The sequence below is a fragment of the Singulisphaera photorubra genome, assembly GCF_045290345.1.
GTDB lineage: Bacteria > Planctomycetota > Planctomycetia > Isosphaerales > Isosphaeraceae > Singulisphaera.
On record NZ_CP155447.1, the window covers coordinates 8,584,631 to 8,609,576 of the forward strand.

The window sequence follows — 24,946 nt, forward strand, 5'->3', positions numbered from 1 at the left end:
GTCTTGAAAACAGCCTGCTTGACACATGCTGACTCGGCAGTTACGATGGCGTTGTCATTGCTCATGAGGGGCATTTGATCGAGGCCATGGTGGCCCCGCCGTGCGAATTCACGCATGGTCGGGGTTGTTTGTTTGCGCCTCGCCCCCACATCCGATGAACGGAGACCCGGGACGTCCGACGTGCCGGCCCAGGGTACCGCGGTAATGGCTGCCGCCCCGAGTCCCCGCGATGGCTTCACCATCCCGAGGCGGACAAGGAGTTTGCACCGTGACCGTTTCACTCAGCCCCCTCCCCGATCGCGAGCTTCCGGCGGCCCCACGGGCCTGTCTTGAAGCCAGTTTCGGTCGCGAAGTCGAGCGCCGACTTCGCGGCAGTGGTTACCTCGCCTTGCGCGGCCTTTCGTGCGAGCTCCATGCGGGAATCGCACGGCTTCGCGGTCGAGTGCCCACCTATTACCTGAAGCAGGTGGCCCAGGCGATCGTCTCCGAGATTGACGGAGTCCGCCAGGTCATCAATCAGATTGAGATCGTCGCCCCAGCAGGCCGCTCGCCTCTTGGCCGTGAGATCGAGGAAGCTTGGGGTGAGTCCGGGGCCATCGGGTTTCAACGGAAGCGCTCATTGTGTGAGAGACCGAGTCCCTGCACGCACCCAGAAGGGACTCCCTGCTCTTTCACCCGTAATAAACGCGAATAATTCGAACCGGGCCGAGATGACCGGTTCTGAAGGTGAGCACCTCACACCATGAGCCGACCTCCGGCGTGCACCATGGGGGCGATGGCGTAGTCATTTCCGTCGGTCGGATTTCCGAATGGCTCGATCAGTTTATTGCTTGGCTCGGACACAATCGCTTGCCCGGATTGGTTTGAGTCGATCGGCGGAGAGCGGCCCTTTTTTTCAACGGAGGCCGACTGACGATGCGAGCCATGGTTCTGAATGCCCTGGGCCTTCTCCGGGATCACCCGAGGCCGCTGGAGCTGTGCGACCTGCCCGATCCGGTGCCAGCACGGAACGAGTTGCTCATCCAGGTCAGCGTGTGTGGCGTCTGCCATACCGAGCTGGATGAAATCGAAGGTCGGACGCCCCCGCCGCACCTGCCGATTGTCCTCGGTCACCAGGCCATCGGGCAAGTGATAGCGATGGGCGAGGAGGCGGGTGCATTTCGTGTCGGCGACCGGGTCGGAGTGGCGTGGATCTACTCGGCGTGCGGGACCTGCCCATTTTGTCGGAGTGGGCGGGAGAATCTCTGCGAACAGTTTCGGGCAACCGGGCGCGACGCCAACGGCGGCTACGCCGAGCTCATGACTGTTCCCGCGGCGTTTGCTCATCCCATCCCCGCGACCTATCGCGACGTGGAGGCCGCCCCGCTCCTGTGCGCTGGGGCGATCGGCTATCGCTCGCTCCGATTGACCGGCATCAAGGATGGCCAGCTCCTGGGGCTTGTCGGCTTCGGCGCTTCAGCACACCTCGTGCTCCAGCTAGCCCGACACCAGTTTCCTCGCACGCGCATCTTCGTCTTCGCTCGACGCGAGGGCGAGCGGGTCTTCGCCCGCGATTTGGGAGCCGACTGGACCGGGGACATCCACGATGTCGTTCCCGAGCGACTCGACGCGATCATCGACACGACGCCGGCCTGGACGCCTGTCCTCGCCGCGTTAGCGAGCCTGGCTCCGGGGGGGAGACTCGTGATCAACGCGATTCGGAAGGAGGACGGCGACAAGGACGCGCTTTCCGCGCTGGACTATTCCGCTCATCTCTGGCGTGAGAAGGAGATCAAGAGCGTCGCGAACATCACCCGGCTGGACGTCGCGGAGTTTCTCAGTCTGGCGGCGGAGGTCCCGATCAGGCCTGAGATTCACGAGTATGCGCTGGTGGATGCGAACCGCGTCCTCGTCGAGTTGAAAGAGAAGCAGATTCGAGGAGCCAAGGTCCTCAGGATCTCCGCACCTTGACGAGGTGGAACTGGGAGTGTTTCCAACGCCTGTTCTTGGGGGGACGGGGTGGACTCACAGTCAATAGCCCGAAAACGTGACATAAATGATTTGTTGAATGTGGATTAATGGGTTTTTGGTTTGCTCAATTCCAATTTTACGCGGAATTGTGTTGCAAGATCTTCGCTTTCAGGAACCCGGCGAGATTCTCGGCGTCATCCGTGCCGAGCCAGGTCTTCCCGCCGTGGTAGATGACGACGCACTCCCATCCGGCGATGTTCCAGACCCACCCTCCACGCGGGCTGATGTGGACGCCCCAGCCGTCGAGCAGCGTGGTTCGCCCGACCTCGACGGCTTGCATGTCTTCGTACCGGATCTGCTTCCGGAACAGCGGCAACGGCCCGAAGTGGATGTCGAGCCTGTCCTCTTCGTCGGTGACCGTGAGGTTCTGGAAACACGCGCCGAGCAACAGCAAGAGCCCCCCCAACGTGGAGAGCCATGTTGTCTGGAGCGGCTCCTGCCACGGAAGTAAGCCGAGGCCGAGCGTGAAAACGCCGATTCCGTAAAGCAGCAGAGACCACGGCCCATTCTGGGTGTGTTGATAGCCTGGTGCGTCACTGTCGTACATGGGATCGCTCCGCCTCGGCTACAGGCCGAGAAAGCCACCAGCACGGGGCGGGCCGAGTGTGTTGATGACATGGGACGCCGCGCCCGGTTGAGTCGGCTGGTCCGAGAGCCGCGATTCTCGCCGTTAGGAGCGGCTTTCGTCAATCGGCGGTCGATCGGTTGATCCGATCTGGGGAGTCGCGGGAACGACAGGATGATGCCGGATCGAGGGATAGGGATAACCACACCCGTCCTAACCCTCAGAGCCACGACGGTGAGGCGGCCATTTCCCCGGCGTCCATTCCGGGAACCCAGCCTTCCTATCGTGGACCCCGAGAAATCCAGTACGTGCACGCTCTGAATTCGGACTTTTTGCCGGCCCGTCGAAGCTTGACCATACCTCGTGATCCGAGCGAACTTGCCGATCCGTTCAATGAGCCGTGATGGCCTCAGTCAGAGGTTCGTCCGCCTCGTCCTGGAGGAGTTTGCCCTTCTCGGCAATCACACCGAAAATGTAATAAAGGCCGGGAATGACCAAGACCCCAATCAAGGTGCCCACGAGCATCCCGCCGACTGAGGCGGTGCCAATGGTGCGGTTTCCGATCGCCCCGGGGCCGGTGGCAACGACCAACGGAAGGAGGCCGGCGATGAAGGCGAAGGAGGTCATCAGAATCGGCCGGAAGCGCAATTTTCCGCCTTCGATGGCCGCCTCCTTGAGGCTCAAGCCCTCCTGTCGCCGTTGCACCGCGAATTCGACGATTAAGATCGCATTCTTGCCGAGCAACCCGACCAGCATGACCAGACCGATCTGGGCGTAGACGTCGTTGGACAACCCCATGACCTTCAGTAACAGGAAGGCGCCGAAGAGCCCGACCGGAAGCGATAGGATCACTGCCAGCGGCAGCATGAAACTCTCGTATTGCCCAACAAGCACCAGATAGACGAAGACGACGACGATCGCGAAGATATAAACCGCCAGGTTCCCTTTGTTCGCCTCGTCGTAAGAGAGGCCTTCCCAGCCGATGTCGTAACCGTGAGGCAACGTCTCGGCGGCGACCTCCTCGATCGCCTTGATGGCTTGACCGCTGCTGTAGCCGGTAGCGGGTGCACCTTGAATGGCGGCGGAGGGATACAGGTTGTAGCGATTGATCTCGTTCAAGCCCTGCCGTTCCTTGAGCTTCATGAACGCGGAGTAGGGGACCATTTCCCCTTGCTCGTTCTTGACGAACATATTCTCCAAATCCTCGGGGAACCGCCGGAACTCCGGCGCGGCCTGGACAAAGACCTTGAAGAACTGGCCGAAGCGAATGAAGCCTTGCTCCCAGGTGCTTCCCACGACGACGGAGAGGTTGTCCATCGCTGTTCCGATCGATACCCCCTTCTGCATGGCCACGTCGTTGTTGATGACGAGTTCATATTGCGGGTAGTTGCTCGCAAAGAAGGTGAACAGGCCCTTCACCTCCTTGCGTTTTGACAGGGCGGCCATGAATTTCTTGGTCACTTCTCCGAGCCGCTCGTAGTCGTTCGTGTTCGTCTTGTCGAGGACACGTGTGGAGAACCCACCGGCCGCCCCAAATCCAGGAACCGCGGGCGGCTCAAAGAACTCGAGCTTCGCGTTGTAGATCGCACGGCCTCTCTTGTCGAGTTCCTCAATGATCTGGCGCGAGGTCAGCTTGCGTTCGGACCAAGGCTTCAAATTGATGAGACAGGTCCCCGCGTTCGAGCCTCGGCCCTCGGTCAAAACCTCGTACCCGGCCAACGAGGAGACCGAGTTGACTCCATCGATCTTCTTGGCGATCGCCTGCAGTTCGTGGGCCTTGGCGTTGGTGTACTCGAGGGTCGAGCCCGGGGGCGTCTGGATGATCCCATAGATCATGCCCTGGTCCTCGAGCGGAATAAAGCCCGTCGAAAGCTGCGTGTTTACCAGGAAGATGGCGACGCCAAAGCCCGTGATGATGCCCATGGTCAGCACGCGGCGCGTGACGATCCGGCGCAGGACCGCGGCATAACCGCCCGTGACCTTCTCGACGCCACGGTCAAAAAGATGCAGCAGGATGGCCAGCGGCCCACGCTTCTTCACGTGGTTCGTGTGGGGCTTGAGAAGCATCGCACAGAGCACGGGCGTGAGCGTCAGGGCCACGACACCGGAGAGAACGATGGCCGTGGCCATCGTGAGACCGAACTGGCGGTAGAAGACGCCGACCGGCCCGGTCATGAAGGTCACCGGAATGAAGACGGCTGTCATCACCAGGGTGATGGCGATGATCGCGCCGCTGATCTCGTGAACCACCTCCATGGTCGCCCGAAAGGGGGAAAGGTGCTTCTCGTTCATCTTGGCATGCACCGCTTCGACCACCACGATCGCGTCGTCCACCACGACCCCGATCGCCAGCACCAGCGCGAAGAGCGTGATCAGGTTGATCGAGAGCCCGAACAACAGCATGAAAAAGAAGGTCCCGATCAAGGACACCGGAACGGCCAGGGTCGGGATCAGCGTGGACCGCCAATCCCCGAGAAACAGGAAGACCACCAGGGCCACCAACACAAAGGCCTCGAACAAGGTGTGGAGCACTTTCTCAATGGAGGCCTCCAGGAAGCTGGAAACATCGTAGCTGACCTGGAAGTCCATGCCAGGAGGGAACGACTCCGCCTTCATCTCCGCGAGCTGCTCCTTGACCTCCTCAATGACGGTGGCGGCGTTGGAGCCGGGGGTTTGCTTGAGCACGATGGCCGCCGAGGGATAGCCGTCGATGTCCGAGTAGAGGTTGTAGTACGAAGCGCTCAGCTCGATTTTGGCGACGTCCTTGAGCCGAAGGATCTCCCCATCAGGATTTGCCCTTAGTATGATATTTTCGTATTGTTCCGGCGTATTGTAGCGTCCCACCCAGGTCAGGACGTACTCGACGGTTTGCGACGTCTTGCCCGTCGCCTGGCCGAGTCGTCCGGGCGAACCGATCATGCTCTGTTGTCCCAGCGCCTTCATGACGTCCTCGGAGGACAGCCTGTAGGCACGCATGCGGTCGAGATTCAGCCAGACCCGCATTGAATACTGGCGGCTGCCGAGAATCGTGGCGGTGCCAACGCCCCGGACCCGCTTGATCTCGGGCAGGATGTTGACGAAGGCGTAGTTGTAGAGGAAATTCTGGTCGACGCCTTTCTGTGTGCTGAAGACGTTCACATACATCAGCATGCTCGTCATCATCTGCATGACGACGATTCCCTCCCGCTCCACCAGGGGAGGGAGTCGGTTTTTCACCATGTTGATCCGGTTATTCACGTTCAAGACCGCCACGTTCGGATCCGTGCCCGGCTCGAAGATGATCATGATCGTGGCCTCACCGGCACTGGTGGCGGCAGAGGCCATATAGCGCATGTCCTGGACGCCGTTGATGGCCTGTTCCAAGATAATCAGCACCGAGTCGACCAAGACGTCGGCACTGGCGCCGGGATAAGCCACCGTGACCACCACGCTCGGCGGCGCGACGGAAGGGAACTGGGATATCGGCAACGTTTTGATTGCCAGCGCCCCAAGGAACAGGATGATCACGGAGATAACGATTGCTAATGCGGGTCTATAGAGGATTTTTGCGAACATCGTTCTGACTGCACTTTCCGAAAGATTGCGTGTATGTGTGTGAAACGAATCTCAGTGCCGGCCGCTGAAACCCCAGCGCCGAACGTCAGACCCTCACAAACCCATCGAATGTCACCATTTCCACCGGATCGTTCCGGATCGCTTGTCGGCGCCGACCAACCCGGCCCACTCCCTCGTCGATTTGCCTGCACCGTTGGGGGCTGAATCGACTGACCGGAAATCCGATTGGGCCGGGAATCGGCTGTCTGCTCTTGAAATCCGGTCTCGGAAAGTACAGCTCAGAACGAATCGGGTTGAGTTCCGTCCCGGGAAACGGTTTGCTATTCCGCCCTGTTTTTGAGGCTTGCAATCACCAGTTCCGGCTGACGAAACTCGAAGTCCACCTTCTCACCGTCGCGAACCTGGAGGATCCCTTCGAGAACGATCTGGTCACCCACATCAAGTCCATTCTTGATGACAAAGATGTCTTCCTTTTCTTTCAGGACGTCGATCTCGCGCTGATGCACCACGTCATCCTTGTCGACGACGTAAACGTACCGTTTGTCGAGAGTTGTGAACGTCGCTCGCTGCGGAATGACGATGGCGTTTTTCAACACTCGGTTGATCAACACGGTGCCGGTCTGACCGTGACGGAGCAGGCGGTCCGGGTTGGGAAAATCCGCGCGGAAAGGGATGTTGCCAGTCTCGTTGTTGAATTTGGCCTCGATCGCACCGATCTTGCCAGTCTGCTTGAACTTGTTGCCGTCCGCCAGCACGAGTTCGATTTTCTGATCCCCCTCATGCTTACCCATGACGGCCATGTATTCGAGGTATTGGGCCTCGGGTACGTTGAAGTAAACCCACATCAGGCTGTTATCGGACAAGGTCGTGAGGCTGTCCCCCTCCTTGATCAGGCTGCCGATCTGCTCCTGCAAGCGGTCGACGATGCCGTCGAACGGTGCCCTGATGTTGGTAAAGTTCAATTCGGCCCCCGCCAGCTCTGCCTTGGCCTGGGCCTTTGACAGTTTGGCCTGGAGCAGTGCCACCTCATTTTGGGAGACCACATTTTTCTCGAACAACTTCTTGGTGTTCTTGTACTCCAGTTGCGCGAGCTGGGCCTCGGCGTTCTCGGCATTCAGTCTTGCCTGATAGAGAACGGGGACAATTTTGAACATCAAATCGCCCTTCTTTACCGCCTGGCCCTCCTTGACCGAGATTGACTCGAGATACCCGTTCTCCAGGGCACGGACATCGATGTGGCGTTGCGAGTGGATCTGGCAGACATATTCCTGGGTGAGGACGACGGCTTTTGCCTGAGGTCGGGTGACCAGGACCTTATGGTGCTCCTCGTGGGGCTGCTCCTCGTGCTCGTGAAAGTACGACTCAAGCTGGCCGGCGATCTGCCCTTTCATCCGCGTGACGTGCACGCTTAGATAATCAAGATGCGTGTAAATTTTGGTTGTATTCAACTTCGGGATGTCCACACGCAGCTTGTACAGGCCGAAGACCACACCGCTGCTCAGGGCGGCGACTAGCATCAAGGTGGTCACCGGTCGTCGCACGGCGAACTTAATCGGATTCATCAGAGGGCTCCCCTTCGACTCTTCTCGACTCGACTCTGTCCCGGTGCCTTGGGCAAGGAACCACGGTTGGGTTGGAGGAATTCGAGTACGGACGGTAATCCGACTCAGTTCAACGCCAGAGGGGGGTGAGCTGGCGTCGGAAAGGCGCGGGGGGGATCGCGTCGGAAAGTGTACGGGATGAGTTCCCGGTTAGTTCGTCATCGATCGATCGCGGACGTCCGCCTCCGGGGCACGCCGAACCGACGACCACGGGGGACGTCGAGCCCAAGACCTGGGCAACGGCGAGGCACGGTTTAGGCCGAGTGGGCGATATCGATTGCACGCCATCCCCCAGGGTGGGGCCTGGACGACGCGTGAAGGACCGGCGATACATCAGCCGGTAATCAGGAGTCCATCAGTGGGCGATCAACAGCGGAGAGGGCAGAGGGAGAGGATCGAGGGGGGGGCGATCAACTGGCGATCGGAGAGCTTGCGGAAGTAACAAGGGATTAGGAAGGAAATTCGAGGCTGATCCCAAGCAACGGCCCAATCCTGCTCTTCATTCTCGGAAGCCTTGTCCCGAGCATCGGCCCGAACCTGCTCTTCATTCTCGGAAGGACAGGCATTTACCTGCAGAACGACGTCAGTGGCCATCGTTGCGCTGAGGTGGGCCTTAGGTTGTCCCGGAGCTAGGGCGAGATTGCGGCGGAGGCAATCAGGCCGGGACGAGACGGTGACGAACCCCGACGTCCGGATCGGCCCAACCAGAACCCCGGCCAGCAGCACCAGCAAGGGTGTGATCAAGAGCGTGGAGATGAGGCGATTGCGGTTGGGCATGGCCCCTCGGTTCTCGAATGTCATGATTCGAGGCTCGCCGGCGTCCGACGAGTTGGCTTTCTACCAGATCACTTCGCGATTTCTCCGGCTGGCCGGGTGAAGCCCATGGTCTCGCACACTATACTCGATGAACGTGCGAGGGGACTCCAAATTCCGGACAGCCAATATACGACATCCAGGTCGTAAAATTTATAGCCTCACTATCGGCGGAAGTCAAGAGACGGTGTATGGTTGTTCGACCCATGGGAAACGGTCCCGAGTGGACATTCTTGAGTAACCACGCCCACGTTTTGCTCTGCATCGCAAAGGAGCCCGAGGTGCGCCTCCGAGAGGTGGCACATCGGGTGGGGATCACCGAGCGAGCCGTCCAGCGGATCGTGGCCGACCTCGAGGTGGGAGGTTACCTTTCGCGCTCGCGCGAGGGGCGGCGGAATCGTTACGAGGTGCACCTGGACCGCCCGCTGAGGCATTCGGTCGAGTCGCACCGCGAGGTGGGAGTGCTCCTCACTCTCATCCTCCGGTCTGACCAACCCGCTCCGGGAGACCTGGAGAACTGACAAGGTCGTGACGTTCCTCTCGGGGCTCGTCGAGCGGGGGTGGCTTGGCGTTCATGCCATCCGAAGTGACCGAGAGAGGCCGGTAGCGCAAGTCGCTACCGACCGTGAAAGGCTACTCCCAAATCGGCTGTTCGGAGATGATCTCGCCCTTCTCATTATATGCCAGCAAGCGAATCGATCCTCGTTTCTTCATCCCCCTAATCGTCAACCGTTACCGAGGATTAGTCGTAAAGCCCCCGGATTTATCCGTGGGGATATAAGGCGTGAATTTTATTGATTTGTGAACACAACACAACTACAATACAGTCATGGCCAAGCATCGCAAAGTCTACCGATTCCGGATGAAGCCCACGAAGGCGCAGGCCCATACTCTTAACCGCATGGCTGGTGCTCGGCGGTGGGTCTGGAACTGGGCGCTTCGCGACGGAAAGAGCACTACCGGGAATTCGGAAAGACGCTCCCGATGAGCGCCTCTCGTCCGAGTTGACGGCACTGAAGACCCGGTCCGAGACGGCGTGGCTCAAGGACGCGGATTCTCAGGCGTTGCAACAGGTGCTCAGGATCTGTATCAAGCCTACGACAACCACTTCAACCCGAGGATGAAGGCGAAGTTCCCAGGTTCAAGAACCGGAAGCGAGACCGGGCGCGATTCCGCATCCCCAGCGGGTCAAGGTTGTCGACGGCAAGGTCGTCATCCCCAAGATCGGCCCCGTCCGCATCTATCAGAGCCAGCCCGTCGATGAGCCGACCAAAGCGCTACGTTCCGCCGTTCCGTCGATGGCAAGTGGTACGTCAGCCTCACGGCCGAATTCGAGATGCCGGACGTACCTCTGTCGCCGCCTTCTCCGGAACGGTCGGTCGGCATCGATCTGGGTTTGATCGACTTCGCCACGCTCTCCGATGGATCGGAGCCGATCCCGGCCCCAGGTGCTTCCGCAAGTCTCAGAAGAAACTTCGCAGGCGCAACGAACCGTTTCCGCCGCAAGCCGGGGAGCAAGCGGAAGATCAAGGCCCGAATCCAGGTGGCTCGCATCCACCGGAAGACCGCCAACCAAAGGAACGACTTCCTGCATAAGTTGTCCACAGAACTCGTTGGAAAGCATGCCGGCCTCTGCATCGAGGATCTGAGCGTGAAGGGCTTTGCGAGAACCAAGCTGGCCAAGAGCGTGACCGATGCCTCGTGGGGGGAATTCCGCCGTCAGCTCGAATACAAGTGCCTGTGGAACCGCAAACATCTGGTAGTCATCGACCGCTGGTTCCCTTCGTCGAAGATGTGCAACGCATGCGGCGCCCTCAATGGCAATCTCACGCTCAAAGATCGGGAGTGGGATTGCGAATGCGGGGCCCATCACAAGCGGGACTTCCTCGCCGCGTGCAACATCAGGGACGAAGGGTTGAGGATGCTCGCCGTCGGGCAGACGGAGAGTCGAAACGCTCGGGGAGCCAGTGTAAGACCTCGTATCGAGGCTGTTGGTGTCGAACCGAGAATCCCCCGCCTTTAGACGTGGGGAGTGTCAAGAAATGGGCTTTGCCGCCTCCTCGATCATGCCGCGAGCGAATCGGTCGGTCACTTCCTCGTCACCGGATTCGGCGAGGCTACAGCGGGTTTGGTGCCGCCGGTGGCCTTGACGGCGGGGTCTCTGGTCTCCTTCTCGCCGAACGGGCCAGGCATGCTTGCGGGGGGTGGAACGGGCGGGGGAAGGATCGCCGGCTCGTCGCCGGGCGCTGTCCCGGGGCGGGCCGGGCCAGGCGTGGGGCCCACATCGATCAGGGACTGGTCGAGTTGGTCGGCCCGGGGGATGATGATCTTGTCGCCGACCTTCAGGCGGTCGGGGGCGGGGACGGCCGACTTGTTGGCCGCCCAGAGTGCCTTGGAATACCGTTCCGACTCGTAGTAGCGCTGCGAGATCGTCCGGAAGGTCTCGCCGCTGCTGACCGTGTGGATGTACGGGTTCTGACCGGGAACGACTGCCGCATTGGGATTCGACAACAAGCCGCCGCCGAGGGCTTGATAAGTGTTGACGATGGCAACCAGTTGCTCCACTTTGGTATCGATCAAGGTCCCTCTCGCGTCTCTGAGATCACGTTGGGCGAGCAGCACGTCGATGTATTCGACGCGGGCATTCTGAAACAGATTGCTGGCGACCTCGACTGAGGCCTCGAGCGCTGCCATCTGCTGCTTCTTGAGTTCGATGCTGGTGGTGTACTTCTCCACCATGGAGAGGCGGTTGACAACCTCAGTGAAGGCGTTGAGGACGACGCGCTGGTAGGTGTAGATGGCCTGCAATTGCCTGGCGTTCGCGGTGAGATACTCGGCCCTGATCGCTCTCTTGTTGACCAAGGGCCCGACCAGGCCACTCGCGATCGTGCCAATCACCGCTTGCGGTTCGAAGAGGTGATTGATGACGAGGGACTCGAGGCCGGTGCCGCCGCTGATCACGAGTTGAGGAAAGAAGTTAACCCGGGCGACCTTCACATCGAGTCCGGTCGCCGCCAGATCGCGCTCGGCTTGGCGGATATCGGGTCGATTCTGGAGCAACTGAGAGGGCACTCCGACGCTCAGCCTGTTTATGTTCAGATCGTAGAATCCCGCGGACACGCGTTCGACGGGCTGCGGGAACCGATTGAGGAGGAAGTTGATCTTGTTCTCGGTCACGACGATGTCTTGATGCACGATCAGCTTTTCGCTCTGGTTCTTGCGAACCTCGGCCTGGAAACGCAGAACACCCAACTCGGTGATGCGGGCTGCTTCCTTCAGGGCCTGGGCGATCTCGAGGCTTCGCTCCTGAAGCTCGATGGTGAGATTCAGATTCTCGAGTCGTTTGTCGAGCGCCATCAGCCGGTAATAATTCTCGGCAACATCGGCGACCAGACGGGTGATGAAGAAGTTCCGCCTCTCAAGGGCGACGTTGAAGCGCTGCCCTGCCGCGTCTCTGGCATTCCGCAGTTGCCGATAGATGTCCAACTGCCAGTTGAGGTTGATGCCTCCCCCGAATTCTCCATGCGCAAGGGAAAAGAACTGCCCGGGGAGGAACGGGTCGTTGAGTACGGCGGCTCCCTCAAGCGTGAAGCGGCTGGCTCTGTTCAGCCCCGCGCCGGCCCCAGCAGTGACGAAGGGAAGGTATGCCCCTGACCGCGACAGAATCTGGTTGCTGGCGATCTGGACGTCCTCATTCAGGACCTTCAGCTCTCGATTGCTGGCCACTGCCTGGCAGATCAAGCTCGTCAGCGCAGGATCCTGGTAAAACTCTTCGATCGTGAGCTGTGATGAGTTTTCCGAGCTGGTCCCTCCATTGAGGGTTTCCGGCAGGCCTGGTGGCGACTCCGCCTTACGGAGGGGGATTCCGCAGGACGGCAGAACCAGCAACATGAAGCTGCAAGCGATCACTCTCGCAATCACGTGCTTCATTTGCTTTGCGTTCGAGATTCTCAGTGAGAGATGCTTCATCTGCCTCGTCCTTGAGGAGTTTGCGCTTGTCGGCAGTCCCGCCGAGCAAGTAATGGGCGATCACCTCCTAGCTCATGCGGGGGTCTTCATGAGCGTCCTCAGCGAATCGTCGAATCGGCCATGCCGGTAGTCGACTGTTTAACTGGTCGGCTTGTGCGGGTTGTGACTTTAGTGACGGATTGCGCGATTAAAAAGAATGACGGCAGTTCCCGGTACTGATATCGGGAACATCCTAGCCTCCCTATCCTGCTTTTCGCATGTCGTTCGCCCAATATCTTGGCATTTTCCGCGGTCGGCGGGCCGACCGCGCGGCTAGGGCTGGCCGTAGGTTTTCAGATCGAGGCCCAGGAGTCGGATGATCGTCCTTTTTGTTTTCGTCAGTGGGGTCACCATGACCTGGGACGGCTCCTCACTGGCTCGAACCTCGTGGCGTGGGATCCACGAGAACACTTCAATCTCCCGATGAGACGTGGAGCGTGAACATGTCCGGTCGTCCGGATCCGGCAGCAACGACTTCAGTTCGGCAGTAAACATCCCTGCAGCGGTTTACCGAGGATTAGCCGTAAAGCCCCCGGATTTATCCGTGGGGATATAAGGCGTGAATTTGATTGATTGGTGAACACAACACAACTACAATACAGTCATGGCCAAGCATCGCAAAGTCTACCGATTCCGGATGAAGCCCACGAAGGCGCAGGCCCATACTCTTAACCGCATGGCCGGTGCTCGGCGGTGGGTCTGGAACTGGGCGCTTTCGCGACGGAAAGAGCACTACCGGGAATTCGGAAAGACGCTCCCGATGAGCGCCCTCTCGTCCGAGTTGACCGCACTGAAGACCCGGCCCGAGACGGCGTGGCTAAAGGACGCGGATTCTCAGGCGTTGCAACAGGTACTCAAGGATCTGTATCAAGCCTACGACAACCACTTCAACCCGAGGATGAAGGCGAAGTTCCCCAGGTTCAAGAACCGGAAGCGAGACCGGGCGCGATTCCGCATCCCCCAGCGGGTCAAGGTTGTCGACGGCAAGGTCGTCATCCCCAAGATCGGCCCCGTCCGCATCTATCAGAGCCAGCCCGTCGATGAGCCGACCAAAAGCGCCACGTTCCGCCGTTCCATCGATGGCAAGTGGTATGTCAGCCTCACGGCCGAATTCGAGATGCCGGACGTACCTCTGTCGCCGCCTTCTCCGGAACGGTCGGTCGGCATCGATCTGGGTTTGATCGACTTCGCCACGCTCTCCGATGGATCGGAGCCGATCCCGGCCCCGAAGTGCTTCCGCAAGTCTCAGAAGAAACTTCGCAAGGCGCAACGAACCGTTTCCCGCCGCAAGCCGGGGAGCAAGCGGAAGATCAAGGCCCGAATCCAGGTGGCTCGCATCCACCGGAAGACCGCCAACCAAAGGAACGACTTCCTGCATAAGTTGTCCACGGAACTCGTTGGAAAGCATGACGGCCTCTGCATCGAGGATCTGAGCGTGAAGGGCCTTGCGAGAACCAAGCTGGCCAAGAGCGTGACCGATGCCTCGTGGGGGGAATTCCGCCGTCAGCTCGAATACAAGTGCCTGTGGAACCGCAAACATCTGGTGGTCATCGACCGCTGGTTCCCTTCGTCGAAGATGTGCAACGCATGCGGCGCCCTCAATGGCAATCTCACGCTCAAAGATCGGGAGTGGGATTGCGAATGCGGGGCCCATCACAAGCGGGACTTCCTCGCCGCGTGCAACATCAGGGACGAAGGGTTGAGGATGCTCGCCGTCGGGCAGACGGAGAGTCGAAACGCTCGGGGAGCCAGTGTAAGACCTCGTATCGAGGCTGTTGGTGTCGAACCGAGAATCCCCCGCCTTTAGACGTGGGGAGTGTCAACATTGGGTAACACGCGGATCATGGCGGCCGAAACCACTTTGTAGCCGGGGTCTGTGACCCCGTTCTTGGCATTCGCCCCGGGGTCACAGCCCCCGGCTCCAACGATGTAAGCGGCTCGCGGGTAAACCGCTGTATGTGCCGCGTTTGTTGTTGGTAGGTCACCGTGATCCCGCTCCAACCGGAGGGCTGGACGGTATGGCCTGGGAGCGGACGACGGGGGGCAAGTCCACGGCAACAACTCGCCCACCCTCGGGAGCCGCTAGCGGCGAGTGCTTGGCAAGGAATTGTCGGACTGCCTGGTGAGCATCGAGGGCCAGGACTCGGGGTTCCCGGACATGCGGGATCCGGCAGAGCTTGTCGTCCGCGTCTCCTTCCCGCTCGCAGGCAACCAGGGTGTAGGCCCGGTCATCCTCTACTGGGATTCCGCCGACCCGGAGCTCCCGGATGCGTTGGCCCGCGGGGGCGTGAGCGGCGAACCGCAAGGTCATTCCCGAGGGCCGCGGCACCCAGCCGCCGAACAGCTTGGTCGGGTCCGTGGCGAATACATGCTCCAACTCCCGCTCCCAGAACGCCCGGAGCTGCCGTCCCGTGACCTTGCCGAGCTTGAGCTTCGTGGTGATGGGATACCAATTCCAGAGGTCGGACTCCCGAACGGGGCCGGCGGGGAGCGGCGGCGCGAAGCGGAAGCCGTTGGACAGGGCGATCTCCGTCCCGGCCGCCTCCCGCAAGGCGTCCGAGAGGACATCATCGAGGCTCGTTTCCACAACGTTGTACCGCATGAGCGGGACGGCCGTGTGGCCGATGATCTTGTCGAGCCTTGGCCTCATGGGAGCCAGGGTCTCGTCGACGACCCGCTTGACCTCCAGGTCCTCGGCAAAACGGTCGGCCCGCAACTCGATCAGCTCCCACTTACGATCGACGACCTTGCCTGCTCGGACGGTGAGATCCAAGCGGCCCAGGAACGAGCCGAAGCTGCCGGGCTCGACGACCCAGGTCTCACCCCGGACGATCGGCTCGTAGGTCCGCTCGTGAGTGTCCCCCGAGAAGACGAAATCCACTCCCTTCAGCGTTTCGGCCAGGCGGATCGACTTGGGCAGGCCGACATGGGTGAGGAGCACGACGACATCCACCTTCTCCCGGTTCCTCAGCTCGTCGATCAGCGGCGGGAGCACCTCGTCCCCGTCGAAGGACAGCCCCTTGCTGTAACTTGGCGGCTGACGTTCCGGCACGTCGGGGTCGGTGAACCCGAGCACGCCGATGCGGACCCCGCCCACCTCCTTCACGAGGTAGGGCGGGAAGATGAGCTTGTTCGACTTCGCATCCCGCAGGTTGGCGGCGATCAGCGGGTGGTGGAATTCCCTGGCCCGTTCCTCCAGAGGCTTGGCGCCGTAGACCACCTCCCAGTTGCCGGGGATTCCCAGGTCGAGCTTCATAGCGTTGATGGGTCCAACGACCGTTCGGCCCTCGGTCCATGCGGCGTCGGCCGAGCCCTGGATCGTGTCCCCGGCGTCCATGAAGAGCACCCTGCCGGGCCGCTGCTGGCGAATCGCCTCGATCGCCGAGGCGATCCGGGCGACCCCGCCCGCCGTCGCCGTTTCCTCCTTGACACCGTGCCAGAAGTGCTCGGCGTGGGGTTCCAGTTGGGCGTGTAGGTCAGCGATGTAAGCCAGCGTGATCGATCGTTCTCCGTCCGCCGGGGCACGGCTCGCCGGTTGGGCGGCGGCGTTCCCTGCCAGCAGCATGCCGACGAACGCCAAGGTGAGAATGGTTTTCAGTGCGAACATCTGTTGGCCTCATGTCTCAGTATTTAATGATCTGATAGCCCTTGGACACCAACTCGGCCAGGGTCACGATCGAGTTGGGCACGACCTCATCGACCCCCGGTTCGAGCTTCTCCTTGGGGATGTCGAATCGCTTGAGCGCTTCGCCGCAGACGACGATGCGGACACCGGCTTCCTTGGCTTCCTTGATGGCGGCGGCCACCTGCGGGGGTTTGGCGGTGATGTCCTTGGAGAATGCCTGGACAGACCGGCCGTAGACCAGGAGCACGGAGTCGTCGAGGTAGCCCGACTTGAGCGCCATCCCCGCGTGACGGATCGCCATGTTTACCGATTGGACGTCCTCAAGCCCGGTAGTCAGGACGAAGACCATCTTGCCGTGTCCCTTCGACCCCGGTTCGGCGTTCGGCTGCGTCGCCCCGGCCTGCGGGGCGGCTCCGGCCATGGCCAGCAGGCCCCCGAGGGCGACCACCAGGGATGGCGCAATCCATAGATTTCGACGAGTGAGAGGCAACATTTGGATTCCTCCACGGTTGAAGTTCTTCTCGACTCTCAGTCCTTCACCATCGGCAGCCCGGCGGCCTTCCAGGCGGCCATCCCGCCGAGCACATTGGTCACGTCCGCGTATCCCTCCCGCTTCAGGAACGAGGCGGCGATCGAGGCCCGGTAGCCCGAGCCGCAGACCACCGCTACCGGCCGGTCTCGCGGCACCTCCGTCATCCGCTCCTGGAGCTTGCCGCCGTGGATGTGGAGCGCCCCTTCGACGTGCCCGGAGTCCCACTCTGACTCGGTGCGCACGTCGAGCACGAACGGGCGAGCGGCCCCTTGGCCCAATTTGGCGGCGAATTCGTGGACGGAGGTCGTCTCGAGTCGACCCAGCGCGAAGCCGTGGGTCTCCCAGTCGGCCAGCCCCCCTTCCAGGTAGCCCTGCACTTCGTCGAACCCGACCCGCAGTAGGTGTGTGACGACCTCGGGCAGGTCCGCGGGGTCGTCGGGCACAATCAGGATCGGGTGGTCGTAGGGCAGCACCCAGCCCGCCCAAGTCGGCAGGTTGTTCCCGAGCGGGATGTTGACCGAGCCGGGGATGTGGGCCGCGGCGAACGCCTCCTTGGGCCGCACGTCCACGATCAAACAATGCTCGCAGACTCGCTCGTGGACCTCGTTCGCCGTGAATCGTCTCTGGCCCGGAAGTTCAGGGCCGAGGACCTTTGGCCCTCCGGCATTGACCTTCTTCATCCTGCGGAAGTAAGGCGGGGCGATTGGCATCCCCTTCAGCAGGTTCAAAACCCAGTCGGGCTCCTCCCGCCGTTGGAGTGCCCCGCTGAACCGTCGTTCATAGCCGAGGCTGGAGGTGCTTCGAGAGCCGATCGCCTTGCCGCAGAGCGAGCCGGCCCCGTGGCCGGGATAGACCTCGGTGAAGTCGGGCAACACCGGCAACTTTTCAAAGACGCTGTGATAGAGCTGGTGGGCGAGCATCTTGCGGGCCTCGTCGCCGAGCAGGTCGGGACGGCCCACGTCGCCCACGAACAGGAAGTCACCCGTGAAGACCAGCCAGGGCGTGTCCTTGCTGCGGGTGTCGTCGTACAACGCCCAGGAGACGTGCTCGGGGGTGTGGCCGGGTGTGTGGATCGCTTTCAGCCGCACGGTCCCCAAGGTGATCTCGTCGCCGTCGCCCACTACCTGGTCGGCGTACGGGGGCGTCCACTCGGCGCCCCCCATGCCGGAGACGACAACCTTCGCCTCGCCGCCCAGCCGAGCCTTCAACTCGGCAGAACCGCTCACGAAGTCGGCGTGGACGTGGGTCTCCAGGACGTGCGTGATCCGCAGGCCCTCCCGCTTGGCGAGCTCCAGGTACTCACCCACGTCCCTCGTCGGATCGATGACGGCACACTGCTTCGACTTCTCATCGCCCACCAAATAGCTGTAAATCGCCAGGCCGGGCACGAACCGCTGGTGGAAGTACACGGGAACGCTCCTGGGTCAAAATTGGCTTTTCAACACGATGAACGCGGCCACGGCGACCATCGCCGCGGCGAAGAGCTTTTGCAGTCCGGGGCCGCCCAGATGCCGGCTCGTCAGAGCTCCAAACTCCATCCCGGCGAGCCCCCCGGCGACGAACAGACCCGTCAGCGACAAGGGGAGCGGCCGACCGGCGGCCAGGTACGACGCCACGCCCGAGACGCTGACCAGGGCAATGACCAGCAACGAGGTGGCGACGGCCCGGTGGATGCCCATTCCGGTGACGAGCACCAGGGCGGGGACGATGACGAACCCCCCGCCGACGCCGAAGAGCCCGGAGAGCACGCCCGCGACCAGCCCCGCGAGGATCAGAACGGCAAAGCAACGGGAGGTCATCCTGAGCCGGCCGCTCGGATCACGGCGGCAGGACGGCCCTTGCTCGTGGGCCCTGGGCCTGGACTCGGCACGGACCGCCCGTGACTCCTCGGGTCGGCGGACGGCCTGGCGCCACATCCGCACGGCGACGGCGACCATCAAGGCGGCGAACAGGATCAACAGCACCCCCTCAGGTACCCGGCCACCCAGCCACGAGCCCGCCGGAGCGCCGATCATCCCGGCGGCGGCGAAAAGCAGGCCGGTGCGGACCTCAACCTCGCCCCGCGCCAGCCGCCGCAGTCCGCCGACCAGGGCGGTCGCCCCCACGGCGGCCAGCGACACGCCGATCGCTTCACGGGGCCGTACTGCCAGGCCATAGACCAGCAGTGGCACGGCGAAGATCGACCCGCCGCCGCCGGTCAAGCCCAGCGAGAATCCGACGATCGAGCCGAAGACGAGGCCCAGGGCGGTGTGCCCCCCGCCGTTCACTCCCGACGAGACCGCAAACAAGAGCCGCGGTCCGATCAGCGAGAGCATGTCGCCGCCCCCGGCTCGGCCTGGTTCCAGGGCATGCGGGCCAGCATCATCCCCATGCCGCAGGTGTCCGTGACGCCTGCAAAAACCAGCCCCGCCCCGATGAACGCGGACAAGCCGAGGAAGCCCGGATGCACGAACGCCCCGAGTACCGTGCCGACGACGACCAGTGCCCCGGCGGCGATCCGCACCTGCCGCTCCAGAGAGACGGCCTTCTTGCCCCGGATGACGGGAAGTCCGGCCTGCTCCCAGGCCGTGGTTCCTCCCTCCACGTTGACGACGTTCGTGAACCCAGCGGCGTGAAACGCCTCGCAAGCCTGTCGCCCCCGGCTGCCCGAGCGGCAGATCAGGTAGAGCGGTTCCTCCCTCGTGCCGTTGCCGACCTCGATCAAAGTCCTGGGCTCGAGCCGGTCCAGGGGGACCGACCGTGCGCCCTCGGCGTGGACCTCCCGATACTCCACCGGGGTTCGCACGTCGATCAATTCGACGGTTCGCCCCTGTCGTCGCAAGGCCTCAAGTTCCTTCGGTAGGATCGTCCGAACCTCCATCATCTTCTCTCCACTTGATTCCAGGTGTCCGACCGGAGATCTGAACTCATGGCTTGAAGTAAGCGAAGCCGTCCCTCTGCTGCTTGCGGATGACCTCGAGGGCCCCCGAGGGAACCGTTCCGACGCCTGGCAGCAGGTCCTCCTTGCGGATCGACTTCTGCCGCATTGTGTTCTCACACGCGACGAAGCGGACGCCTTTCTTGATCAGGGCCCCGACGGCCTCGACATGGTCGGTGCGGGCCTTCTCGACCAGGCCGATCCCTGCCCCGTGGCAGACGACCTCGACCTGGGTGTCTGGGGCCTCCATGAGGACTTTCGACACGTTCTTCAAGCCGGCCCCCTGAACGCCCGACTCGGGGAAGTTGACGTGGACGACCACTTTCAGCGGGCCGTCCTCGGCCTTGTCTTCGGAGTGGACCGTCTGGGCCATGGCCGAGACCAGGATGGCGCCGAATAAACCCAACCTCATGACTTGTGACACGCTATGCCCCCTGTCGGAATTCATGAACGCTTCGAGTGTCTGAACCGCTTATTCAGTCGGTCGCACATCGCACTTCGCCTGCCAAGCGACGCCGTACAAGTGCCGCCCACGCAGAGGATGACGCCTATCCAAGGCGGACCCAGCGGTTCAAAACGAACCATCGGATTAGCGCCACGAGGGGCAGGAGTTCCTGGTTCCTGACCTGCCTCTCCATGGCAACGACTTCCCAACGCTGACCGCCGTGCTACAATATTCTTGGCACTGAAAACTACTATATTCCTGATTGGTTGTTTAGTCAAGTTATGGCCGCTCCGATCCCCGACGACTTTCTGGACCTGATGGCCGAGAAGTTCCGCATGCTCGCCGACCCGACCCGGCTGGCGATCCTCCGCACGTTGATGCAGGGGGAGCGGAACGTCACTCAGGTGGTTGAGGAGACCGGCCGAAATCAGGCCAACGTCTCCAAACACCTCAAAATGCTGGCCGAGGCGGGACTGGTGGATCGCCGTAAGGTGGGCTTGCAGGTCTTTTACACGCTCGACGATCCGCTGGTGGAGCGGCTCTGTAAGCAGGTGTGCGAGACGATCGTGGAGGAGGCCCAGGAGGAGGTGGCCCGCCACAAGAAGTGGCTCAAAGTGGCCGACGGCTGGGGCGGCAAGAAGAAGTCGTAGAAACTTTGGTGATCGGCAGCCGGATTCCCTCCGAACTGAGTGACAGGCGTCCGCCACCTGGCCCAAACTTTTCCCTTACTGCGACCGTGAGATATGCTTGTGTTGTGTTATTTGGGAGGCTGGCCAGGGCGAGTTCATGGAGCGGGACCACGACCGTCGGGAGGCGGTGATCCGTCACGTTCAACCGACCAAGGTCGAGGTCCGTTGAGGGCGAGCGGCGGGAGGAGGAGTCCAGGTCTGTCGAGAAGGAATCCCCGCCCCCCAAACGAGGGCATTGCGGATTTCAACGGGGTCGGAGTTGGCGAGGATCAACTCCGTCCTGCAATGGAACCAAGCCAATCGACGGGCGTCTGTTTCAAAAAAAAAATGGGGCCTCGCTGCCAGGCCGTTTCGTCAGCCTCAATGACGGCGACGTGGCGCACCGGACGCTTCTGTCGATTGGCTTCATCCTCACCGTAACGTCGAGAACTTCTAATTCTCATCGTCCCGACTGTCTTGCCTGCGTTCCTCCATATTTCCCATGATATGTCCGCACATCGGGCACCTCATCGGTTTGACCTCGACAAGATCAACCGACTTCTCGAGTTCCAGGTCACGGCTGAATTTCATCAGGCGGCTCCCTCTCGACACGAGCACGGCGTCTGGGGTCACGGCGAGCTTCGCCGGGAGAGCCCCATGCATTCGGGCCATCATCTGCCGCATTTCCCCCATGCCTCTCTGCATCCTCGGTCTTCCTCTGGGCTCATCCGCATCTTCACCGGAGTGGGGCATCATCGGCGGCGCAGGCAGGTCCACGGACTTGACCAGCGTGAGATCCTTATCGTACTTCACCAGCTTGTCGGGTCGCAGCACGAAGACGCCCTGGTCGGTCGCCTCCCATTGACTCTCCATGGCCGCATGCTGCCGGTGCATCTCCATCATCATCGGCATCATACCTTCCATCGGCATGCGCGGGCCCATCATGCCTCGCATCATCATGCCCTTCCGCCGGGGCTCCTCTTGGCCCTTGCGGGGCTCCTGATCGCGATCTTTGCGCTGTTCCTGGGCTCCCGCCGCCATCACGACGGCGACCAGGATCGTCCCAACTGCCGTTGCTCCCCAACACGATCGCTTCATCGTCCCCTCCTCATCGGATGTGGTTAAGCTCCACGGGCCTTGGCGTCTCCTCGGCGTCGGCCCACGTCAGTCACGATCCCCATTCACTTTGCCGTCACCCCACCTCGGGCGTATCCTCGACGCGGGTCAATGCCCACCATGGCGGCCGACGGGTTGCACGGTACTGGCCTGGGGCCCCTTCTCGCCCTGCTCCTCGACGAAGCGGACCTCCATGCCGACCTCCAGGTCGGGGAACCCGCCCTCGAGAACGCTGTGCTTGTGGAAGTAGATCTCGCGCCCATCGGGCGTCGCGAGGAAGCCAGAGCCGGACTCCGGACTGAGCCAGGCGACCCGGGCGTGGGGGAGCGACGCGTGGCCCTTGACCTGGCCCCGCTCGATCCGGGCGTGTTCCTCCAGCCGGCGCCTCGCCTCGCCGAAGGCGTCGCGGATCGCGAGGTCGAGGACACGATGCTCCGAATGTTCGGCCGGGTCGTGCTTCACCACGATCTCTTCACCGGGGACCTTCAGATCGATGCGGACCTGGTAAAGGTTGCCCTCCTTGTGGTGGCGGTGTGGCACGTCGACGACGATGCGGCCGCTCATGATCCGGTCGTAGACCTCGTCCAGGCGCTCCGCCTCCTCGCGGATCCTTGCCTCGATTTCGTCCGAGCGGGAGAGGTTGTGGAAGGTGATCTGTAGGGGAAGTCTCATGATCATCTCCTCTGCTTTTGTTGGCTCTCCAGGCGTGCCTTACGGTCTCCCAGGCCGCTCCGATCCGAAAAGGTGGAGTTAGTGCGAAGCCGATATCCCGATTCTGGCCGGGTCGACGAGGATGCCACGATCAGGAGGGGCGAGAAATGGTGCTTCATTCGAAGCCTCCTCAGCTTGTCGCGAGACTGGGGTTTGACCGTCCTGGCACCCGGGGCGGTCGCGGCGACACGCGGGGATCGGCTCTGACCGCCGCGCTTGGCGGTGCCGATCTCTCAACTTCTCTGGGGCTGACTCGTTCGGCTTTCTTCTCGATCACGGTTCCAATGACGGTGGAGGTCTTCTGCCGCCTCCGCGTCGTAGAGGTGATGGAGACGCCCATAGCCGTAGGTTCGTCCCTCCGCAGTGAAGGCGCTCGGCTCTTCAGCGGAGCACAGAATCTTGTTCGCTTGCAAAAACTCCATGAAGGCGGTGAGGTCATCCGTGGCCATCTGAAATCGTCCCTGCTCGTCGATGAAGAATTCGTCCTGCATCGCTGTCTCCTGGGCCCGCATCGCGCGGGCGGTTCTTGTACCCTCACGACCGTTCGAGCACCTCGATCCCGATGCTTTCGGAGGTATGGCATCCCTCCCGTTCAGGCCGGAGCGAGCGGATCTCAGCAGGGAGGATTGCCTTGAGATTCCCGATCCCGCCCGCCGGCATGTGTTTCTCGAGGACTTTGAATACGCCCCAGGCGACGCCCTCCGGGTCGATCCCCGGGCTTTTATGAAGATTGAGGCAAAGTTCTCCTGAAGACGATGGGGCATGGCCAACGGGCCGGTTGGTTGGCCAATCAATGCGAGTGGTTCAGTCTCCGCGTTCCGCAGTCTCGGGGGCGATCGACGCGGTCGGTGCCCACTGGGGGTCGTCGTGTGCGAGTAAGGCCGTCACGCCACCGGGTACAACGCCCCTTTTTTCGGCGGACACGAAGTGGACGGCAACGTTGTGTCGTACGGCCTGCTCAAGGATCTCCTGCCAGAGGTTGGATTTGTCGCAGGGCGCTTTGCAATACGGGCAGGTCGCCACTTCGAAGGCGAAGAGAGATCGGCATCCCGAACAGAGGGAGCCGACCTCGCCCAGGTCGGGACCGACGACCATGTCGAGAACCTGGCCGTTGCTCAGGGCCACGATCACTTCCTGAGGCCCCGATGCCACCGCGAAACCCGCTTGGAGGCGGCGACCGATCTCCTCCAAGAGCCGGTCCTGCTGGCCCGTGATCGCAGCGTCGACTACCTCGCGAACCTGGTCGCGGATCTCGGGCTGATTTCCGGCCCAAGCGTGTGGTGCTTCGTGGACCACCCGGTCGCCAAGCCGCTTCGGGAGTAATCCGCGGAAATTTTCGAGGACCTCATGCTCGCCAAGTAGGATGATTCCCTGGTAGGAACCGGTCGCCCAAGCTCGCTCCACGTGCTGCGAGAGTTCCTTCTGGTAGTGGAGGATATGGTCCTTGCGATGCCGGTCGATGGTCGCCTGCTGCTTCCCCCAGCGCTGGCCCGAGGACCGGTTCTTTCCTGGCACGGCCTCGTCCAATTCATCAAGGAGTTCCGCCTTGCCTGGGATGGACGCATAGAGGCGGCCGCGATGCGTGTCGGTCAGTACCACCAGATAGGCGCGACGTCGGTAGTTCGCCACCAGCAGAGGCACCAGGTAGGGCTCTTCATCGACAACGAGTTGCGCTTCGTAAGGCTCGTCGGACGGCAAGGCCAGAGCCTCATCCCAGCTTGAGGTGGCGAAGACGGCCATGCCCTGCGCGTGGCGGCCCTCAGAGGATTCGATCGACTGCCGGATGGTCTCCAACTGCCGCTCGAACTCCACCAGCGATTCGGGCTCGCCAGCCAGGAGTTCCCGGATCCGGGTGGTCTCGGCCTTGAGGTGCACGCGCCAGTGGGTCTCGAATCCCTCGGCGACTGAGGTGTCGGCATAGCAGCTCACGACCATTCCCACTCCTCGAGGGCGATCCAAAAGCACTTGAATCTCTGCAGGTCTTGTTGCAATCATGGCGGGCCTCAGTTCGTCGGTACCTGTTTGAGGAGGTGCCGCTCCTTGGGGTGTGCTTCAATCGGCCGCGGGCTCCAGTTCGATGGCCACCGCCCCGGTCTGGTGGACCGTCACGGAGTGGCCGGCTTCCAGGAGGTGCCGCACGGCCTCGGGGCCGGCGGCCCCAGGGGCAATCCGATTCCAGTCCTCGTAGGTCAGCAGGTCCCCAAAGCCGGGGTAAAACTGCACCCGGAGTACCCTGGCCCGAACGCCGGGATACTGAACGACGTCACCCACCTCCAGCCCGGCGATGTCGTCGGTCACCAGCCGTGCGTCGATCGTCTTGAGTCCACTCCTCAGCGCGTTTTCCCACTCGGGACGGGTCTTCAAATGCCTCGTTGCCACG

The 24,946-nt window shown here is 61.8% G+C and carries 22 protein-coding genes and 1 pseudogene; 7 read left to right on the forward strand and 16 right to left on the reverse strand.

The window, feature by feature from the left end; translation table 11 throughout:
- Positions 1-229 precede the first annotated feature (229 nt).
- Complete coding sequence (locus V5E97_RS32085) at positions 230-694, forward strand: BON domain-containing protein (RefSeq protein ID WP_406695619.1); 465 nt, start codon at positions 230-232, stop codon at positions 692-694.
- 221 nt (positions 695-915) lie between these two features.
- Positions 916-1,950, forward strand: a complete 1,035-nt coding sequence (locus tag V5E97_RS32090; RefSeq protein ID WP_406695620.1) for a zinc-dependent alcohol dehydrogenase family protein — start codon at positions 916-918, stop codon at positions 1,948-1,950.
- Positions 1,951-2,086: 136 nt separating this feature from the next.
- Here the strand turns inward: V5E97_RS32090 and V5E97_RS32095 are convergent, their stop codons facing one another.
- From V5E97_RS32095 to V5E97_RS32110, 4 genes are all read right to left on the reverse strand, one after another.
- Entirely contained in the window at positions 2,087-2,557 is a 471-nt protein-coding gene (locus V5E97_RS32095) for a hypothetical protein (protein ID WP_406695621.1), read from the reverse strand.
- A gap of 408 nt (positions 2,558-2,965) precedes the next feature.
- Positions 2,966-6,130 carry an efflux RND transporter permease subunit gene (locus V5E97_RS32100; protein WP_406695622.1) on the reverse strand — a complete coding sequence of 1,055 codons (3,165 nt, stop codon included), beginning with the start codon at positions 6,128-6,130 and terminating at the stop codon, positions 2,966-2,968.
- 320 nt (positions 6,131-6,450) lie between these two features.
- On the reverse strand, positions 6,451-7,692 hold the full coding sequence (locus V5E97_RS32105) for an efflux RND transporter periplasmic adaptor subunit (RefSeq protein WP_406695623.1): 1,242 nt from the start codon (positions 7,690-7,692) through the stop codon (positions 6,451-6,453).
- Between the two features lie 405 nt (positions 7,693-8,097).
- Positions 8,098-8,532, reverse strand: coding sequence for a hypothetical protein (locus tag V5E97_RS32110; RefSeq protein WP_406695624.1), 435 nt, complete (start codon positions 8,530-8,532; stop codon positions 8,098-8,100).
- 203 nt (positions 8,533-8,735) lie between these two features.
- Between V5E97_RS32110 and V5E97_RS32115 the strand changes: the two genes are divergently transcribed.
- The 3 genes and pseudogenes from V5E97_RS32115 to V5E97_RS32125 form a co-directional block, all read left to right on the forward strand.
- On the forward strand, positions 8,736-9,065 hold the full coding sequence (locus V5E97_RS32115; protein WP_406695625.1) for a helix-turn-helix transcriptional regulator: 330 nt from the start codon (positions 8,736-8,738) through the stop codon (positions 9,063-9,065).
- Between the two features lie 341 nt (positions 9,066-9,406).
- Positions 9,407-9,532 (forward strand): helix-turn-helix domain-containing protein, encoded by a 126-nt coding sequence (locus V5E97_RS32120; protein ID WP_406701252.1) that lies wholly within the window; start codon positions 9,407-9,409, stop codon positions 9,530-9,532.
- Between the two features lie 345 nt (positions 9,533-9,877).
- Positions 9,878-10,567, forward strand: a pseudogene (locus V5E97_RS32125) (RNA-guided endonuclease InsQ/TnpB family protein); the annotation flags it as partial.
- A gap of 65 nt (positions 10,568-10,632) precedes the next feature.
- On the opposite strand, the gene V5E97_RS32130 reads toward V5E97_RS32125, so the two are convergent.
- Positions 10,633-12,513: a TolC family protein gene (locus V5E97_RS32130; protein ID WP_406695626.1), complete on the reverse strand. Its 1,881-nt coding sequence runs from the start codon at positions 12,511-12,513 to the stop codon at positions 10,633-10,635.
- Between the two features lie 643 nt (positions 12,514-13,156).
- Here V5E97_RS32130 and V5E97_RS32135 point away from each other — a divergent pair.
- Complete coding sequence (locus tag V5E97_RS32135) at positions 13,157-14,359, forward strand: RNA-guided endonuclease InsQ/TnpB family protein (RefSeq protein ID WP_406695627.1); 1,203 nt, start codon at positions 13,157-13,159, stop codon at positions 14,357-14,359.
- 174 nt (positions 14,360-14,533) lie between these two features.
- Here V5E97_RS32135 and V5E97_RS32140 read toward each other — a convergent pair whose 3' ends face one another.
- From V5E97_RS32140 to V5E97_RS32165, 6 genes are read right to left on the reverse strand one after another with little or no spacing between them, the layout of a single operon-like run.
- The gene (locus tag V5E97_RS32140; protein ID WP_406695628.1) at positions 14,534-16,159 is read right to left on the reverse strand and encodes a bifunctional metallophosphatase/5'-nucleotidase; all 1,626 of its coding nucleotides are present in this window, start codon (positions 16,157-16,159) and stop codon (positions 14,534-14,536) included.
- A gap of 16 nt (positions 16,160-16,175) precedes the next feature.
- Complete coding sequence (locus V5E97_RS32145; RefSeq protein ID WP_406695629.1) at positions 16,176-16,670, reverse strand: DsrE family protein; 495 nt, start codon at positions 16,668-16,670, stop codon at positions 16,176-16,178.
- A 35-nt stretch (positions 16,671-16,705) separates the two neighbouring features.
- Positions 16,706-18,118, reverse strand: coding sequence for an MBL fold metallo-hydrolase (locus V5E97_RS32150; protein ID WP_406695630.1), 1,413 nt, complete (start codon positions 18,116-18,118; stop codon positions 16,706-16,708).
- A gap of 15 nt (positions 18,119-18,133) precedes the next feature.
- Entirely contained in the window at positions 18,134-19,024 is an 891-nt protein-coding gene (locus tag V5E97_RS32155) for a sulfite exporter TauE/SafE family protein (protein WP_406695631.1), read from the reverse strand.
- Positions 19,012-19,569, reverse strand: a complete 558-nt coding sequence (locus tag V5E97_RS32160) for a rhodanese-like domain-containing protein (RefSeq protein ID WP_406701253.1) — start codon at positions 19,567-19,569, stop codon at positions 19,012-19,014. The genes V5E97_RS32155 and V5E97_RS32160 overlap by 13 nt, the downstream gene beginning before the upstream one ends.
- A gap of 46 nt (positions 19,570-19,615) precedes the next feature.
- Positions 19,616-20,038 (reverse strand): DsrE family protein, encoded by a 423-nt coding sequence (locus V5E97_RS32165; protein WP_406695632.1) that lies wholly within the window; start codon positions 20,036-20,038, stop codon positions 19,616-19,618.
- Positions 20,039-20,352: 314 nt separating this feature from the next.
- On the opposite strand from V5E97_RS32165, the gene V5E97_RS32170 reads away from it, so the two are divergent.
- Entirely contained in the window at positions 20,353-20,721 is a 369-nt protein-coding gene (locus V5E97_RS32170; RefSeq protein WP_406695633.1) for an ArsR/SmtB family transcription factor, read from the forward strand.
- A 471-nt stretch (positions 20,722-21,192) separates the two neighbouring features.
- On the opposite strand, the gene V5E97_RS32175 is transcribed toward V5E97_RS32170, so the two are convergent.
- The 5 genes from V5E97_RS32175 to V5E97_RS32195 form a co-directional block, all read right to left on the reverse strand.
- Positions 21,193-21,837: a hypothetical protein gene (locus V5E97_RS32175; RefSeq protein ID WP_406695634.1), complete on the reverse strand. Its 645-nt coding sequence runs from the start codon at positions 21,835-21,837 to the stop codon at positions 21,193-21,195.
- Between the two features lie 126 nt (positions 21,838-21,963).
- Positions 21,964-22,527: a cold shock domain-containing protein gene (locus V5E97_RS32180; protein ID WP_406695635.1), complete on the reverse strand. Its 564-nt coding sequence runs from the start codon at positions 22,525-22,527 to the stop codon at positions 21,964-21,966.
- A 272-nt stretch (positions 22,528-22,799) separates the two neighbouring features.
- Positions 22,800-23,057, reverse strand: a complete 258-nt coding sequence (locus V5E97_RS32185) for a hypothetical protein (RefSeq protein ID WP_406695636.1) — start codon at positions 23,055-23,057, stop codon at positions 22,800-22,802.
- A gap of 313 nt (positions 23,058-23,370) precedes the next feature.
- Positions 23,371-24,501, reverse strand: coding sequence for a baeRF10 domain-containing protein (locus tag V5E97_RS32190; RefSeq protein WP_406695637.1), 1,131 nt, complete (start codon positions 24,499-24,501; stop codon positions 23,371-23,373).
- 117 nt (positions 24,502-24,618) lie between these two features.
- Entirely contained in the window at positions 24,619-24,945 is a 327-nt protein-coding gene (locus tag V5E97_RS32195) for a hypothetical protein (protein ID WP_406695638.1), read from the reverse strand.
- Position 24,946 lies beyond the last annotated feature (1 nt).

Bases quoted from the DNA above. Each gene is read 5' to 3' on its own strand.
- V5E97_RS32085 (WP_406695619.1), top strand. From the start codon at position 230: ATGGCTTCACCATCCCGAGGCGGACAAGGAGTTTGCACCGTGACCGTT.
- V5E97_RS32090 (WP_406695620.1), top strand. From the start codon at position 916: ATGCGAGCCATGGTTCTGAATGCCCTGGGCCTTCTCCGGGATCACCCG.
- V5E97_RS32095 (WP_406695621.1), bottom strand. From the start codon at position 2,557: ATGTACGACAGTGACGCACCAGGCTATCAACACACCCAGAATGGGCCG.
- V5E97_RS32100 (WP_406695622.1), bottom strand. From the start codon at position 6,130: ATGTTCGCAAAAATCCTCTATAGACCCGCATTAGCAATCGTTATCTCC.
- V5E97_RS32105 (WP_406695623.1), bottom strand. From the start codon at position 7,692: ATGAATCCGATTAAGTTCGCCGTGCGACGACCGGTGACCACCTTGATG.
- V5E97_RS32110 (WP_406695624.1), bottom strand. From the start codon at position 8,532: ATGACATTCGAGAACCGAGGGGCCATGCCCAACCGCAATCGCCTCATC.
- V5E97_RS32115 (WP_406695625.1), top strand. From the start codon at position 8,736: ATGGTTGTTCGACCCATGGGAAACGGTCCCGAGTGGACATTCTTGAGT.
- V5E97_RS32120 (WP_406701252.1), top strand. From the start codon at position 9,407: ATGAAGCCCACGAAGGCGCAGGCCCATACTCTTAACCGCATGGCTGGT.
- V5E97_RS32130 (WP_406695626.1), bottom strand. From the start codon at position 12,513: ATGAAGCATCTCTCACTGAGAATCTCGAACGCAAAGCAAATGAAGCAC.
- V5E97_RS32135 (WP_406695627.1), top strand. From the start codon at position 13,157: ATGGCCAAGCATCGCAAAGTCTACCGATTCCGGATGAAGCCCACGAAG.
- V5E97_RS32140 (WP_406695628.1), bottom strand. From the start codon at position 16,159: ATGTTCGCACTGAAAACCATTCTCACCTTGGCGTTCGTCGGCATGCTG.
- V5E97_RS32145 (WP_406695629.1), bottom strand. From the start codon at position 16,670: ATGTTGCCTCTCACTCGTCGAAATCTATGGATTGCGCCATCCCTGGTG.
- V5E97_RS32155 (WP_406695631.1), bottom strand. From the start codon at position 19,024: ATGCTCTCGCTGATCGGACCGCGGCTCTTGTTTGCGGTCTCGTCGGGA.
- V5E97_RS32160 (WP_406701253.1), bottom strand. From the start codon at position 19,569: ATGGAGGTTCGGACGATCCTACCGAAGGAACTTGAGGCCTTGCGACGA.
- V5E97_RS32165 (WP_406695632.1), bottom strand. From the start codon at position 20,038: ATGAGGTTGGGTTTATTCGGCGCCATCCTGGTCTCGGCCATGGCCCAG.
- V5E97_RS32170 (WP_406695633.1), top strand. From the start codon at position 20,353: ATGGCCGCTCCGATCCCCGACGACTTTCTGGACCTGATGGCCGAGAAG.
- V5E97_RS32175 (WP_406695634.1), bottom strand. From the start codon at position 21,837: ATGAAGCGATCGTGTTGGGGAGCAACGGCAGTTGGGACGATCCTGGTC.
- V5E97_RS32180 (WP_406695635.1), bottom strand. From the start codon at position 22,527: ATGAGACTTCCCCTACAGATCACCTTCCACAACCTCTCCCGCTCGGAC.
- V5E97_RS32185 (WP_406695636.1), bottom strand. From the start codon at position 23,057: ATGCAGGACGAATTCTTCATCGACGAGCAGGGACGATTTCAGATGGCC.
- V5E97_RS32190 (WP_406695637.1), bottom strand. From the start codon at position 24,501: ATGGTCGTGAGCTGCTATGCCGACACCTCAGTCGCCGAGGGATTCGAG.